The 15,344-nt window shown below is 56.2% G+C and carries 14 protein-coding genes; 7 read left to right on the top strand and 7 right to left on the bottom strand.

Annotation, left to right across the window (positions count from 1 at the left end; translation table 11 throughout):
- Positions 1-101 precede the first annotated feature (101 nt).
- On the bottom strand, positions 102-2,399 hold the full coding sequence (gene bglX / locus ACOTWU_RS20605) for a beta-glucosidase BglX (protein WP_252049260.1): 2,298 nt from the start codon (positions 2,397-2,399) through the stop codon (positions 102-104).
- A gap of 189 nt (positions 2,400-2,588) precedes the next feature.
- Here bglX and dld point away from each other — a divergent pair, with 189 nt between their 5' ends.
- Both dld and ACOTWU_RS20595 read left to right on the top strand, forming a co-directional pair.
- Positions 2,589-4,346: a D-lactate dehydrogenase gene (dld, locus tag ACOTWU_RS20600; RefSeq protein ID WP_015572331.1), complete on the top strand. Its 1,758-nt coding sequence runs from the start codon at positions 2,589-2,591 to the stop codon at positions 4,344-4,346.
- 102 nt (positions 4,347-4,448) lie between these two features.
- Complete coding sequence (locus tag ACOTWU_RS20595) at positions 4,449-5,003, top strand: GNAT family N-acetyltransferase (protein WP_045910728.1); 555 nt, start codon at positions 4,449-4,451, stop codon at positions 5,001-5,003.
- A 105-nt stretch (positions 5,004-5,108) separates the two neighbouring features.
- Here ACOTWU_RS20595 and pbpG read toward each other — a convergent pair whose 3' ends face one another.
- Complete coding sequence (gene pbpG, locus ACOTWU_RS20590) at positions 5,109-6,032, bottom strand: D-alanyl-D-alanine endopeptidase (RefSeq protein WP_015572329.1); 924 nt, start codon at positions 6,030-6,032, stop codon at positions 5,109-5,111.
- A gap of 167 nt (positions 6,033-6,199) precedes the next feature.
- Positions 6,200-6,787: a Yip1 family protein gene (locus tag ACOTWU_RS20585; protein ID WP_003859296.1), complete on the bottom strand. Its 588-nt coding sequence runs from the start codon at positions 6,785-6,787 to the stop codon at positions 6,200-6,202.
- 157 nt (positions 6,788-6,944) lie between these two features.
- Here ACOTWU_RS20585 and ACOTWU_RS20580 point away from each other — a divergent pair, with 157 nt between their 5' ends.
- Positions 6,945-7,517: a DedA family protein gene (locus ACOTWU_RS20580; RefSeq protein ID WP_015572327.1), complete on the top strand. Its 573-nt coding sequence runs from the start codon at positions 6,945-6,947 to the stop codon at positions 7,515-7,517.
- Between the two features lie 77 nt (positions 7,518-7,594).
- On the opposite strand, the gene ACOTWU_RS20575 is transcribed toward ACOTWU_RS20580, so the two are convergent.
- The 3 genes from ACOTWU_RS20575 to dusC form a co-directional block, all read right to left on the bottom strand.
- On the bottom strand, positions 7,595-8,359 hold the full coding sequence (locus ACOTWU_RS20575; protein ID WP_074173126.1) for an SDR family oxidoreductase: 765 nt from the start codon (positions 8,357-8,359) through the stop codon (positions 7,595-7,597).
- Between the two features lie 50 nt (positions 8,360-8,409).
- On the bottom strand, positions 8,410-9,828 hold the full coding sequence (gene mdtQ, locus ACOTWU_RS20570; RefSeq protein ID WP_026080616.1) for a multidrug resistance outer membrane protein MdtQ: 1,419 nt from the start codon (positions 9,826-9,828) through the stop codon (positions 8,410-8,412).
- 331 nt (positions 9,829-10,159) lie between these two features.
- Positions 10,160-11,095 carry a tRNA dihydrouridine(16) synthase DusC gene (dusC, locus tag ACOTWU_RS20565; RefSeq protein WP_015572323.1) on the bottom strand — a complete coding sequence of 312 codons (936 nt, stop codon included), beginning with the start codon at positions 11,093-11,095 and terminating at the stop codon, positions 10,160-10,162.
- A gap of 168 nt (positions 11,096-11,263) precedes the next feature.
- On the opposite strand from dusC, the gene ACOTWU_RS20560 reads away from it, so the two are divergent.
- From ACOTWU_RS20560 to sanA, 4 genes are all read left to right on the top strand, one after another.
- The gene (locus ACOTWU_RS20560; protein WP_003859308.1) at positions 11,264-11,659 is read left to right on the top strand and encodes a CidA/LrgA family protein; all 396 of its coding nucleotides are present in this window, start codon (positions 11,264-11,266) and stop codon (positions 11,657-11,659) included.
- Positions 11,656-12,351, top strand: a complete 696-nt coding sequence (locus tag ACOTWU_RS20555) for a CidB/LrgB family autolysis modulator (protein WP_015572322.1) — start codon at positions 11,656-11,658, stop codon at positions 12,349-12,351. The genes ACOTWU_RS20560 and ACOTWU_RS20555 overlap by 4 nt, the downstream gene beginning before the upstream one ends.
- A 128-nt stretch (positions 12,352-12,479) precedes the next feature.
- Entirely contained in the window at positions 12,480-13,364 is an 885-nt protein-coding gene (gene cdd, locus ACOTWU_RS20550; RefSeq protein ID WP_032103253.1) for a cytidine deaminase, read from the top strand.
- A 127-nt stretch (positions 13,365-13,491) separates the two neighbouring features.
- Entirely contained in the window at positions 13,492-14,202 is a 711-nt protein-coding gene (gene sanA / locus ACOTWU_RS20545; protein WP_003859314.1) for an outer membrane permeability protein SanA, read from the top strand.
- 127 nt (positions 14,203-14,329) lie between these two features.
- Here sanA and mglC read toward each other — a convergent pair whose 3' ends face one another.
- Positions 14,330-15,340 carry a galactose/methyl galactoside ABC transporter permease MglC gene (gene mglC / locus ACOTWU_RS20540; protein ID WP_003859318.1) on the bottom strand — a complete coding sequence of 337 codons (1,011 nt, stop codon included), beginning with the start codon at positions 15,338-15,340 and terminating at the stop codon, positions 14,330-14,332.
- Between the last annotated feature and the right edge of the window lie 4 nt (positions 15,341-15,344).

Below are 15,344 nucleotides of genomic sequence, written 5' to 3'. Positions count from 1 at the left end.
GGCTTGAGACAAAAGCGTAGCTTAAAACAGCGAATTTAACCGTTTTTCGTACAAGATGAGAGGCATCCCCCGCCAGGCGGGGGATGGGGAGGAAGGTAAGATTATTGCAGCTCGAATTCGGCTTTGTTCACGCGGGCGGAATCCACGCCAATGAAGACGTTGAATTTGCCAGGCTCGGCATCGTATTTCATCTGCTGGTTCCAGAACTTCAGCGCATTCACGTCAATCGGGAAGCTGACCGTTCTGGTTTCGCCCGGTTTCAGGTTGACCTTCTCGAAGCCGCGCAGCTGTTTCACCGGACGGCTCATGGAGGCCGTGACATCCTGAATGTACATCTGGATCACCGTCGCGCCTTCGCGTTTGCCGCTGTTGGTCACCTCCACGCTGGCGGTCACTTTGCCGTCACGCTTCATCGTAGGCGCTGACATTTTCACGTCAGAGACCTTAAAGGTGGTGTAGCTCAGGCCATAGCCAAACGGATACAGCGGGCCGTTCGCCTCATCGAAATAACGAGACGTGTACTTGTTCGGCTTGTCGGCGTTATACGGACGACCGGTGTTCAGGTGGCTGTAGTAAACCGGGATCTGCCCGACGGAGCGCGGGAAGGACATCGGCAGCTTGCCGGACGGGTTGTAATCGCCAAACAGCACGTCGGCAATGGCGTTACCGCCTTCGGTACCGGCGAACCAGGTTTCCAGAATGGCGTCAGCCTGCTGGTCTTCTTTCACCAGCGCCAGCGGACGCCCGTTCATCAGCACCAGCACCAGCGGCTTGCCGGTGGCTTTCAGGGCCGCGATCAGATCGCGCTGGCTTTGCGGGATGGTAATGTCGGTACGGCTGGAGGCTTCGTGCGCCATCCCCTGCGCTTCACCCACCACCGCGACCACCACGTCGGACTGCTTCGCGGCGTTCACCGCTTCGTCGATCATCTCTTTCGGCGTGCGCGGATCCACCTTCACCGCTTCCTCGTACTGGTTGAGGAAGGTCACGATGTCTTTATCGTTGGTGACGTTCGCGCCTTTGGCGTAAACCACTTTTGCATTATCACCCACGGCGCTCTTAATGCCGGTCAGCACGGTAACGGACTGATCCGCCACGCCTGCGGCGGACCAGCTGCCCATGACGTCGCGCTTGCTGTCGGCCAGCGGACCAACCACGGCAATGGTGCCGGATTTTTTCAGCGGCAGCGTGTCGAGACGGTTTTTCAGCAGCACCAGGCTTTCGCGCGCTACTTCCCGGGCTTCCTTACGGTGCAGACGGCTTTCGGTGTTAGTGTCCGCCGGGTCTGAATCCTTCGGCCCCAGATGGCTGTAAGGATCGTTAAACAGCCCCATGTCATATTTCACGTTCAGCACGTGGCGAGCGGCGTCGTCCAGCTCTGCCATCGTCACTTTGCCGCTCTTCACCAGCCCCGGCAGGTATTTGCTGTAGTACTCGTCGCTCATGCTCATGTTGATGCCGGACTTGAGCGCCACGCGTACCGCGTCTTCCGGATCGGACGCCGTGCCGTGTTTAATCAGCTCTTTAATCGCGCCGTGGTCAGAGACGGTAATGCCCTTAAAGCCCCACTGGTCGCGCAACACGTCTTTCAGCAGCCACGAATCGGAGGTGGCAGGCGTGCCGTTGAGAGAGTTCAGCGCTACCATCACCGCCCCGCTGCCCGCGTCCAGCCCTGCCTTGTATGGCGGCATGTAGTCGTTAAACAGGCGCTGTGGGCTCATGTCGACGGTGTTGTACTCTTTACCGCCCTCCACCGCGCCATAGGCGGCGAAGTGCTTGACGCTGGTCATGACCGAGTAACGATCTGCCGGGCTTTTGCCCTGCATCGCTTCCACCATGGTTTTGCCCATCGTGGCGGTTAAATACGTGTCTTCACCGAAGCCCTCCGAAGCGCGGCCCCAGCGCGGATCGCGGGAGACGTCAACCATCGGAGCCCAGGTCATATTCAGGCCGTCGTCTGCGGCTTCATATGCCGAAACGCGCCCGACGGTTTTCACCGCATCAAGATTAAAAGAGGAGGCTAAGCCGAGGCTAATCGGGAAGACGGTACGCTGGCCGTGCACCACGTCATAAGCGAAGAACAGTGGAATTTTCAGGCGGCTCAGCTCCATCACCTGATCCTGCATCTTGCGGATATCCTGGCGGGTAACGGTGTTAAAAATGGCCCCTACCTGCCCGTCTTTGATCATCTCGCGAATGGCTTCTTTCGGGTTATCCGGACCGACGCTGATCAGGCGCAGCTGGCCGATTTTCTCATCGACCGTCATCTTTTTGAGTAAATCCGTGACAAAGGCGTCGCGGGCTTCGGGCGTGAGCGGGTGATTACCAAACAAATCCTCTGCCAGCGCAGGTTGCAGCGCCAGGCTGACGGCGACACCTACAGAACATAGCCATTTCATGTTGTTATTCTCTCTCATCAATAACCGCGGGAAGCACCCGGCCAGACCGTGCGAAAAGCGCAGTGTGCCATAAAGCCTGAAAACCTTGCAGGGTTATTCTCTGATTTTTCTCATGAATACCCGACCGCTCAACGGCTAATCGCGCTATGCTTTACAGCGAGAAATTTGCCCCACCACAAGGAGTGGAAGATGTCTTCTGTTCGAACTGACGATAACACTACATTTATTAACGAACTGTCTCGCCTGGTTGGTCACTCTCACCTGCTTACCGACCCGGCCAAAACCGCCCGCTATCGGAAGGGCTTTCGCTCCGGCCAGGGCGACGCGCTGGCGGTAGTCTTCCCCGGTACGTTGCTCGAACTGTGGCGCGTGCTCAGCGCCTGCGTTGCGGCAGACAAGATTATTTTAATGCAGGCTGCGAATACCGGCCTGACCGAAGGCTCCACGCCGAACGGCAACGATTACGATCGTGACATCGTGATTATCAGCACCCTGCGCCTCGACAAACTGCACCTGCTGGACAAGGGCGAACAGGTGCTCGCCTTCCCCGGCACCACGCTTTACTCGCTGGAAAAAGCGCTTAAGCCGCTGGGACGCGAACCGCACTCGGTGATCGGCTCATCGTGCATTGGCGCCTCGGTGATCGGCGGGATCTGCAATAACTCCGGCGGCTCGCTGGTGCAGCGCGGCCCGGCTTACACGGAAATGTCGCTGTTCGCCCGTATCGATGAAAACGGCAAGCTGACGCTGGTTAACCATCTGGGGATCGATCTGGGCGTAACGCCAGAGCAGATCCTCAGCAAACTCGACGATGACCGCGTAAAGGACGAAGACGTTCAGCACGATGGCCGTCACGCGCATGACCACGATTACATCACCCGCGTGCGCGATATCAATGCCGATACGCCGGCGCGCTATAACGCCGATCCGGATCGCCTGTTTGAATCCTCCGGCTGCGCGGGCAAGCTGGCCGTTTTTGCGGTGCGCCTCGATACCTTCCCGGCAGAGAAAAAGCAGCAGGTGTTTTACATCGGCACCAATCAGCCGGAGGTGCTGACGGAGATCCGTCGTCATATTCTGGCCGAGTTCACTCACCTGCCGGTGGCAGGCGAGTATATGCACCGGGACATTTACGACATCGCAGAGCGCTACGGCAAAGATACCTTCCTGATGATCGACAAGCTCGGCACCGACAAAATGCCGTTCTTCTTCACTATGAAGGGCCGCACCGACGCGATGCTGGAGAAAGTATCGTTGTTCAAACCGCACTTCACCGACCGCTTTATGCAGAAGCTGGGTAACGTCTTCCCGGCGCATTTACCGGAGCGGATGAAGACCTGGCGCGACAAGTATGAGCACCATCTGCTGCTGAAAATGGCCGGGGACGGAATTGCCGAAGCGCAGAGCTGGCTCACCGAATTCTTCAAAACCGCCGACGGGGATTTCTTTGCCTGTACGCCGGAAGAAGGCAGCAAAGCCTTCCTGCACCGCTTCGCCGCGGCGGGTGCTGCCATCCGTTATCAGGCGGTGCATTCCGAAGAGGTGGAGGATATTCTGGCACTGGATATCGCCCTGCGTCGCAACGATACCGAGTGGTTTGAACATCTGCCGCCGGAGATCGACAGCAAGCTGGTGCATAAGCTCTATTACGGCCACTTTATGTGCTATGTCTTCCATCAGGATTACATCGTCAAAAAAGGGGTTGATGCACACGCGCTGAAAGAACAGATGCTGGCGCTGCTGCACGAGCGTGGCGCGCAATATCCTGCCGAGCACAACGTAGGACACCTGTACAAAGCGCCGGAGACGCTTAAACAGTTTTATCGCAAAAATGACCCTACAAACAGTATGAACCCGGGCATTGGTAAGACAACGCGGAAGAAATACTGGAAAGAGAGTGCCGAAACAGAGGAACACAATACGCAAGCCTCTGATGAACTCTTATAGCCAAATTTAAGAGATTGTTAAGCCCTCCTCAAACGTACTAGAGTATCTGCCTGTTGCCAGAGAAACGTTTCTCTGGCTTTCCAAACAAGGAGCGGGCAGAACATGTCGGCTGTAGAAATTTTCCCCGAAACTGAAATCGAGGTGCGCGACGCCCTTCCTGACGATGCGCATGCCATCTCGGCGATATACGCCTGGCATGTGCTTCATGGCCGTGCGTCCTTCGAGGAAGTTCCTCCCACCGTCGATGAGATGCGTCAGCGGATGAAGAGCGTGACCGACAGCGGTTTAACGTGGCTGGTTGCGCTGTATCGCGGCATTGTTGTCGGCTACTGCTACGCCACGTTTTATCGTCCACGCCAGGCCTACCGGTACACCCTTGAGGAATCCATCTATGTGGATGCCAGCACTACCGGGCGCGGGTTTGGCTCGGCCTTACTCCAGGCACTGATCGCCCGTTGTGAACAAGGACCCTGGCGGCAGATGATTGCCGTGGTTGGTGACGGAAACAATAATGCGGGATCGTTACGGCTGCATAAAAAACATGGCTTCGAGGTTGTCGGTCAACTGCGCAGCGTGGGGTATAAGAAGGGCGACTGGCGGGATACGTTGATCATGCAGCGTCCACTCAACGATGGTGACTGGACGCTGCCGGAGTAGGCGCTTTCGCCCGGTGGCGCTTCGCTTACCGGGCCTACGTATCGGGGCCGCTTTAGGGCCGTAGGCCGGGTAAGGCGAAGCCGCCACCCGGCACAGACAGGCGGCTCAGTCGTTCTGCGCCGTCGCCATCTGTTCCGCTTTCTGCTTTTTATACGCCAGCGCTGAAGCCGGCACCGGCTGCACTTTCCCGGTTTCAATCCAGGTGCGCAGGCGGCTGGCGTCCGCAAAGTGGGTATATTTGCCGAAGGCATCCATCACTACCAGCGCCACTGGCTTACCGTTAAACACGGTGCGCATCACCAGGCAGTGCCCTGCCGCATTAGTGAATCCGGTCTTGGTTAACTGAATATTCCAGTTATCGCGATACACCAGATGGTTAGTGTTGCGGAACGGCAGCGTATACGCCGGGTTCGAGAATGTCGCCATCTCCTCACGCGTGGTACTGAGCTGACCGATCAGCGGGTATTGCTTACTGGCGATCAGCAGCTTGGTTAAATCACGCGCCGTCGAGACGTTATGAATCGACAGACCGGTTGGCTCTACGAAATGGGTATTTTTCATCCCCAGCGCTTTGGCTTTGGCGTTCATCGCGCGGATAAACGCGTCGTAACCACCAGGATAATGGTGGGCAAGGCTTGCCGCCGCGCGGTTCTCAGAGGACATCAGCGCCAGCAGCAGCATATTTTTACGGCTGATTTCACTGTTCAGACGCACGCGAGAGTAGATCCCTTTCATCTCTGGCGTGTGGCTGATATCCACCTTCAGCTTTTCGTCCAGCGGCAGTCGTGCATCAAGCACCACCATCGCGGTCATGACTTTGGTTATGGAAGCGATCGGGCGCACCAGATCCGGATGACTGGCGTAGATCACCTTGTTGGTATTCAGGTCAACGATCATCGCGCTGCCGGACGCAATCTGGGGTTGCGCAGCAGCGGTGGCGACTGCGGTCGTTTTGGCGATGGCTGGCGCGGTAGCGGAGACGCCCAGCAGCAGCGCAAGACTAAGGAGTGACACTCGAAATTTCAGCATGATGAGACTTCTGATAATGATTCACGCACGTTATGACGTACACCGCCTGTGTCAACGGATAAACACAGGCTGGCTTCGGCATCATAGCGGTCACCGTGCGTTGTCGCCAGCGGAGAATCATAACCAGATGCTGCATTGCTGGCATTTACGCCAGCAATGCAGGGAACTTAAAAGAGACGGTATCCATAACCCCAAAGAATCACTGTCAGGGCCAGTAGCGCCTCAAGGACCAGCACGCCGATGGCAAGCGTAGAGCTGGAGAAGCTCAGGCCCTCTTCTTTATTGATATTGAGGAAGGTTGGCACCCCTACATACAGCAGATAACCGGTGTAAAAGAGGGCAACCGTACCGATCAGCGCGCACAGCCAGACCAGTGGATAGAGCGCGACAATACCGCTTAAAAACAGCGGGGTCGCGACGTATCCGGCGAAGACCATACAGTGTGCCAGCGACGGGCGCTGCGGATAGTTGCGCGCCATCCAGTGGATGACCCGCCCCATCACCGCCACCCCGGCCAGCATCAGGCCATAAAACAGAATGGCCAGGTACAGTCCGGTAAACCAGGAAAGCTGAACCACGGTGCCGTCACCAAAGTTCCAGCCTATCTGCGTAGTACCAATAAACGCGCAGACCACCGGCACCGCTGCCATCAGCAGGACATGGTGGGTATAGTGATGCGCGACCGTTTCGTTCTCGTTACGGATCACCTGCATTTCACGATCGGGATGGGAGAAAAGTCCCCAGACATGGTTCATAACGCCCCCTTGTTGTCGGCCCGTCAGCGATAGCTTAAGTATAATGCAGGCTTTAGATTATTTTATGTACAGTGGGAAATTTCCGTTGATTGCCGCGTGGTTGATGGATGGGGTATATGATTAACGCAGGCACAGTAAGGGAGATGACGTTTACGTAATGGATATCAACGGTCTTATTGAACAATATGGATACGCCGCGCTGGTGATCGGCAGCGTCGCGGAAGGCGAAACCATCACGCTGCTGGGCGGGGTGGCCGCACATCAGGGATTGCTGAAATTCTCGCTGGTGGTCGCCGCCGTCGCGTTGGGCGGTATGATTGGCGATCAGCTGCTCTACTTTCTGGGGCTGCGCTTTGGCCCAACGCTTTTGCAACGTTTTGCTAAGCATCAAAAGAAAATTCGCCGTGCTCAGCGGCTTATCCAGCGACGTCCCTGGCTGTTTGTGATTGGTACCCGCTTTATGTATGGCTTTCGCATCATCGGGCCAATACTGATTGGCGCGAGCCGCTTACCGCCGAAAATCTTCCTGCCGCTGAACATTCTCGGGGCGATTGCCTGGGCGCTGATTTTCACCACGCTTGGCTACGTGGGTGGCGAAGTAATAGGTCCGTGGCTGCATAATCTCGATCAGCATCTTAAACACTGGGCCTGGTTGATCCTGGTTGTTGCAGTGGTGATTGTGGTACGGCTGTGGCTCAAGCATCGCGAAAAGCGGCGGGATGAAGAGTGAGTTCGGCCTGCTGCCCCTCACCCTACCCCTCTCCCCAAACGCTATACACCCTCTCCCCTTGGGGGTGAGGGGAATGCTTATTTCGCAGGCTTAAACTGCGGATTCGCCAGCATAAAACCGCCGTCGACGATAAACGACTGCCCGGTGGTGTAGCTGGCGTCGCTGTCACACAGCCACGCCACCAGGCTGGCAATTTCTTTGGTATGCCCTGGCCGTGCCAGCGGGATTTCCGGCATTGCGCCTTCTTTCACTTCGCTGTCGTCCATATCATTCATCGGCGTGGCGATCGCTCCGGGCGCAACGGCGTTCACCAGAATCTTATGTTTAACCAACTCCAGCGCCATCGACTTTGTTAACCCGCCCAGCGCATGTTTGGCCGCCGTATAGGCGCTGGCGTCCGGCAATGGCGTATGTTCATGCACCGAGGTGATATTCACGATCCGCCCCCCTTCCCCCTGCTTCACCATCTGACGCGCCGCGATTTGCGAGCAGAGAAACGCGCCGTCCACGTCAACGGTGAATATGTGCCGCCAGTCGTCAAACGACAGGTCCAGAAATGGCGCTTTATTCATCGCCCCGGCATTGTTAACCAGCACATCCAGCCGCCCGAAACGCGTAATCAGGGTTTCAATGGCCTTTGCGCCTTCCGGCAAATTGCTTAAGTCGAGATGAATGGCCTCGGCACGCTGCCCGCGCGCTTCAATTTCACGGCAGGTTGCCAGCGCCCCTTTCTCATCTGAATGCCAGGTTACTCCGACATCAAACCCGCGTTCGGCCAGCATCAGGGCCGTCGTTTTGCCAATTCCTGAATCCGATGCGGTAACAATTGCGACTCGCGTCATATTCACCTCCTGATAATCTGCAAAGAGGTAAGTATAGATAATGCGCAATGTTAGCCGTGATGATATCCGCCACCCAGCGCGGAGGTGAGCTGGAGCGTGGCATCCACGTACTGACCTTTCAGCATGAACCCGGTAATACGCTCTTTGAGCGCCGGAATTTTTGCTTCACTCACTCGGGAGCCGGCAATGATCCCGGCGCTGAAACGCGCCTGTGCCAGCGCAACGACGCGCGCCGCATCTTTTTCGATCTGCTGCTGGTGCTGATTTTTGGCGGTCAGCGTTTCCACTTCGCTGGCCGTCCGGGCAACCTGGTTTACGGCATCTACCACGGCCTTGTTGTAGTTCGCCACGGAGAGGTTGTTTTGCGCCTGGGCGATATCCAGGTTCGCATTCAACCGACCGCTGTCAAAAATTGGCAGCGTCAGCCCGGCGGTTACGCCCATTTGCTGCGCAGATGAGCGGAACAGGTCACTCAGGTGCAATGCATCCTGCTGCAAGAATGCCATCAAATTGATGTCAGGGTAGAACGCGGCTCTGGCGGCATCCACTTCGCTCATGGATGCTTCGATATACCAGTGCGCCTCCTGCAAATCCGGGCGCCGAGCCAGCAGTTCATAACCGAGCGTTGACGGCAGCGACGCCTCTGCATCAGGTAAGGCATGCCGGGCGAGCGTGACTGAAGGGGTATGGGTCAACGCATTCAGACGCGCCTCAATGACCTTCATTTTGCCGTGCACGTCAGCGAGCTGCTCATCGGTTTTGCTGGCATTAATATCCGTTTCAACGCCTTCCACCGAGGAGGTAATGCCGTGCTGATAAAGCTCACGATCGGCACCGATGATATTTTCCTGCTCCCGTTTGATTTGCGCGAGTACGTCACCCACCGCGGCCTCGGTCTGCCAGTCCCAGTACAGCCGCGCGACGCTGCTGGCGAGCAGCTGGCGGGTCTGCTCCAGCTCCGCTTTTTGCGCATTCACCTGACCGATGCGGGCCTCAATTTGGGCGCGGTTTTTACCCCATAAATCCAAATCCCAACCCGCCGTCAGACCAAAGGTGCCGTTGGTGTACCAGGGGCCGGTTGTCCCCGCCGCCGGATCGGTCAGCGCAAATGGACCCATCAGCCCCTCTGCCGACATTTTTTGCCGTTCAACATCTGCGGAAAAATCCAGCTGTGGACCCTCAGCAGCGACAGCGGCTTTCGCCTGTGCTTCCGCCAGGGTAATACGCTGACGGGCAATTTGCATATCCGGCGCATCCGCCAGCGCTTTGTCGATCAGCGCGTTGAGCTGGGGGTCGTTAAAGTCTTTCCACCATTCGCTTTTTGGCCAGTCGGCATGACGCAGTTGGGTATTTACAGCTGCGGCGGCGGCTTGCGTTTTTACTGGAGACACCGTGGCATGTTCCGGCGCGCAGGCGGCCAGCATAAAAACAAGAGGAGCACTCAGAGATAAAGTAAGAGAACGTTTCATTACGCCATGAACTCAAAAAAATAAAGGCGCAACTTACGCTTACTAACGTTCCGTTTTTTAGTAACGCGTGGCAATCCGCATATTGTTATACATTTTCATATCCGGAAATTTATTCCCCAAGACAATGATTTAATTTCATGTATTCATGCTAATTATGAATTGACTGCTACACTTACTTCGACAGACATACGCAGGAGAGGCGAATGAAAATATTATTGTGGGTTATTTTGATTATATTTCTGATAGGGCTGCTGGTGGTAACCGGCGTATTCAAGATGATTTTCTGATTCTGTTGCCCGGCTCCACGCCGGGCAAACACTTCACACTTCGCTCAGGATTTTGACTGGATCACCCGGGCAATATCCGCAGACGTCTGTAGCGTACGGATCTCCTGAAATAATCCCAGCGCGTCGTCGTACTCTTTACGCAAATAACTCAGCCACTGCTTAATGCGCGCGACGTGATACAAGCCGGTATCGCCCTGCTTTTCCAGCCGCGTGTATTTTTGCAGTAGTTTCACCACATCCGCCCACGGCATCCGCGGCTCATTATATTTCACCACCCGGCTGAGGTTCGGCACGTTCAGCGCACCGCGGCCAATCATCACGGCATTACAGCCGGTCTCTTTGAGGCAGGCCTGCGCGCTCTCGTAATCCCAGATTTCGCCGTTGGCAATCACCGGGATCGTAAGCCGTTTGCGGATCTCGCCAATCGCCTGCCAGTTAATGCGCTCGGCTTTATAACCATCCTCTTTGGTTCGCCCGTGCACCACCAGCTCGGTGGCGCCCGCCTGCTGCACCGCGTCAGCAATTTCAAACTGCTTGTCGTCGCTGTCCCATCCCAGACGCACTTTGACCGTCACCGGCAGATGCGATGGAACCGCCTCACGCATGGCCTTTGCGCCGCGATAAATCAGCTCCGGATCTTTAAGTAGCGTCGCCCCCCCGCCGCTGCCGTTGACCAGCTTTGACGGACAGCCGCAGTTAAGATCGACGCCGTACGAACCAAGCGCTACCGCGCGGGCGGCGTTTTCAGCCAGCCACTCAGGATACTGGCCGAGCAGCTGGACGCGCACCAGCGTACCGGACGGAGTGCGGCTCTGACGATGCAGTTCCGGGCAGAGACGATAAAATGATTTTTCTGGCAGCAACATATCGACCACGCGCAGAAACTCCGTCACGCAGAGATCGTAATCGTTCACCTCGGTAAGCAGCTCGCGCACGAGAGAGTCGAGCACACCTTCCATCGGGGCCAGTAAAACACGCATTCTGAGTACCTGTGAAAAAAGACGCGCTATAGTAGCTGCTCTCTATGTATGTTGAAAGCCCGGCGTTCCATTGCGGAATGTCTGGTATGCCCAAAATTCATGATGTGATCCGTGGCACATTTTCAGGTTTAATTGTATGATGAATACGTCTCAGCAAGGACTTTCACCATGAGCAAATCACTGAATACTATCTGGCAATACCTTCGCGCCTTCGTCCTCATTTATGCCTGCCTGTACGCCGGCATTTTTATCGCTTCGCTGCTGCCGATTACGATACCCGGCAGCATTATCGGCATGCTGATCCTGTTTGTGCTACTGGCATTACAGGTGCTGCCCGCGAAATGGGTTAATCCGGGGTGCTTCGTTCTCATTCGCTATATGGCCCTGCTTTTTGTGCCTATCGGCGTTGGGGTGATGCAGTATTACGATGTGCTTAAAGCGCAGTTCGGCCCGATTGTGGTCTCCTGCGCCATCAGTACGCTGGTGGTATTCCTGGTCGTCAGCTGGAGTTCACACATTGTGCATGGCGAACGCAAGGTCGTCGGGGAGAAAACAAAAAAATGATGGCGAATATCTGGTGGTCCCTGCCGTTAACCCTGGTGGTGTTCTTTGCTGCGCGTAAGCTTGCGGTGCGTTTCAAAATGCCGTTGCTCAATCCGCTGCTGGTCGCCATGGTGGTGATTATTCCTTTTCTGCTGCTCACCGGCATTCCTTATGAGCGTTACTTCGCCGGGAGCAAGATCCTCAACGATTTGTTGCAGCCTGCCGTGGTGGCGCTGGCGTTTCCTTTATATGAGCAACTGCATCAGATCCGCGCGCGCTGGAAATCCATCATTACCATCTGCTTTGTGGGTAGCCTTGTTGCGATGATCACCGGTACCTCGGTGGCCTTATTGATGGGCGCGTCGCCGCAGATCGCCGCCTCTATCCTGCCTAAATCCGTCACCACGCCGATTGCCATGGCCGTGGGCGGCAGCATCGGGGGCATTCCGGCCATCAGCGCCGTGTGCGTGATTTTCGTCGGTATCCTGGGCGCGGTGTTTGGTCATACGCTGCTGAATATCATGAAAATTCGGACCAAAGCGGCACGCGGTCTGGCGATGGGTACCGCCTCGCACGCGCTGGGCACTGCACGCTGCGCGGAACTGGATTATCAGGAAGGGGCATTCAGCTCGCTGGCGCTGGTGATCTGCGGGATTATCACTTCCCTGGTCGCGCCGTTTATCTTCCCGATTATTCTGGCAGTCATGGGCTAAAATTTGCGATGCGTCGCGCAAATTTCATTTTCATTTCATAAGTTGCACACATAATGAGATTTGGATCACATATAAAGGCCGTACGGCTCCGTACACTACCGATCCATTAACCTTGATGAGGCAACGTCATGCATCCACGTTTTCAAGCTGCTTTCTCTCAGCTTGCAGAGAATTTGCAATCAGCCCTGGCTCCGGTTCTGGCGGATGCGCATTTCCCCGCCCTGCTGACGGCAGATCAGGTCACGACCCTTAAACAGGCAACGGGGCTGGACGAAGACGCGCTGGCTTTCGCCCTGCTGCCCCTGGCGGCTGCCTGCGCCCGCGCTGACCTTTCCCATTTCAACGTAGGCGCAATTGCGCGCGGCGTGAGCGGAACCTGGTACTTCGGCGGAAACATGGAGTTTCTTGGTGCGACCATGCAGCAAACCGTCCACGCGGAGCAGAGCGCCATCAGTCACGCCTGGCTGCGCGGCGAAAAAGCCCTGCGCGCCATCACCGTCAACTATACCCCTTGCGGCCACTGCCGCCAGTTTATGAATGAGCTGAACAGCGGTCTTGAACTGCGTATCAACCTGCCGGGACGCGCACCGCATACGCTGGGTGATTACCTGCCGGATGCTTTCGGCCCGAAAGATCTTGAGATCAAAACCCTGCTGATGGACGAGCAGGACCACGGTTATGCGCTCTCGGGAGATGAGCTGAGCGAAGCGGCCATTGCCGCCGCCAATAAAAGCCACACGCCCTACAGCAAATCTCCAAGCGGCGTCGCCCTTCAGTGCCGCGACGGCCGCATCTTCACCGGCAGCTATGCAGAGAACGCCGCATTTAACCCGACGCTGCCTCCGCTCCAGGGTGCCCTGAACCTGCTTAGCCTGAACGGGTATGACTACCCGGATATTCAGCGCGCAATCCTGGCTGAAAAGGCCGATGCGCCGCTGATCCAGTGGGACGCGACCGCAGCCACGCTGAAAGCGCTGGGCTGTTCAACCATCGACCGCGTGCTGCTGGCATAATCTGTTCGGCGGGCAGAGTTGCCCGCCAGTCTGACGAAAAACCCCTCAGTTGAATCGCTGTTTCTTGCGCTAACCAGGCGGGTACAGTAGCCTGAGGGAAATTTCATCATCGGTAAGAGCCATCTGCATGTTAAAGCGCGTGTTTTACAGCCTGTCTGTCCTGGTCGGCATACTGCTGTTGATCGTGCTGGGCCTCGACCGCTGGATGAGCTGGAAAACAGCCCCCTACATTTTTGATGACCTACAGGATCTCCCCTACCGTCAGGTTGGTGTGGTGCTTGGCACCGCCAAGTATTACCGCACTGGCGTCATAAATCAGTATTACCGGTATCGTATTCAGGGCGCGCTGAACGCCTATAACAGCGGCAAGGTGAACTATCTGCTGCTGAGCGGCGATAACGCGCTGCAAAGCTATAACGAGCCGGTGACGATGCGCAAAGATCTGATTGCCGCAGGCGTCGACCCGGCCGATATCGTGCTCGACTACGCCGGATTCCGCACGCTTGATTCCATCGTGCGTACCCGCAAGGTGTTCGACACCAATGATTTCATCATCATTACCCAGCGTTTCCACTGCGAGCGGGCGCTGTTTATCGCCCTGCATATGGGCATTCAGGCGCAGTGTTATGCGGTGCCATCGCCAAAGGATATGCTGAGCGTGCGCGTACGTGAGTTTGGCGCCCGTTTTGGTGCGCTGGCTGACCTGTACCTGTTCAAACGTGAACCGCGCTTTTTAGGCCCGCTGGTGCCGATCCCAACGATGCACGAAGTGCCGGAGGATGCGCAGGGTTATCCGGCGGTAACGCCAGAGCAGTTGCTGGAAATTCAGAAGAAGTAATAACTTTTGTCGGGTGGCGGCTTCGCCTTACCCGACCTACGATCGCGATTTTGTAGGCCCGGTAAGCGTCGCGCCACCAGGCAAAAAAAGGCCCGCTACGTGAGCGGGCCTTTTCATTCTGAAGATCTTACTTCTTACGCGCGTACTTCAGTGAATCCAGCGCAACCGCGAAGATGATGATGGCGCCCTTGATGATGTACTGCCAGTAGGGGTTCACGCCGATGTAGGTCAGGCCGTAGTTGATAACGGTGAAGATGATCACACCGGTCACCACGCCCAGCACGGTCCCCACGCCGCCGCTGAAGGAGACGCCGCCAACCACGCAGGCTGCAATCGCATCCAGTTCGTACATAAAGCCGAGGTTGTTGGTTGCAGAGCCGATACGGCCCGCTTCCAGCATCCCGCCGAAGGCGTAGAAGACCCCGGACAGGGCGTAAATCATCAGCAGGTTCAGAGCCACGTTGACCCCGGACACTTTCGCCGCTTCAGGGTTACCGCCGATAGCAAAGATGTTTTTACCGAAGCGGGTTTTGTTCCACAGGATCCAGACGAACGCCACCGCAATCAGCGCATAGAAGGTGATGTAGGAGAGACGGAAGCTGCCCAGCGCAACAAACCCCTGCGTGAAGGTCGAGAAGCCGCTGTCGAAGCCAGAGATTGGAGACGCGCCGACGAAATCGTAGTACAGGGAGTTGATACCATAAACGATGATCATCGTGCCAAGCGTGGTGATGAATGGCGTCACGTTCAGGTAAGCAATGATGATGCCGTTAATCAGGCCAATTACCGCGCCGATGGCGCACACGATCAGGATCACCACGAAAATCGGCATGGTCGCCATCTCCGGGAACACCTTGTTGGCGTTTTCCATCGACTGCAACAGGGTTGCCGCAATGACCGCCGCCAGACCCACCTGGCGCCCTGCCGAAAGGTCAGTCCCCTGGGTAACGATAAGTCCCGCCACGCCAAGCGCGATAATAATACGTACGGAAGACTGGGTCAGAATGTTACTCAAGTTCAGCAGACTTAAGAACGTAGGGTCCTGGAAAATAATAATCGCCAGCAAGACTAAAAGAACAACGTAAATACCGCCTTCTTTCAGATAAGTGAGAAAACTTTTTTTATTTAACGCACTCATGAGG

Source organism: Enterobacter cloacae complex sp. GYL001 (assembly GCF_049237125.1).
In the GTDB taxonomy this organism is placed as follows: Bacteria; Pseudomonadota; Gammaproteobacteria; order Enterobacterales; family Enterobacteriaceae; genus Enterobacter; species Enterobacter hormaechei_C.
This window is presented reverse-complemented; position numbering and strand designations above follow the sequence as displayed.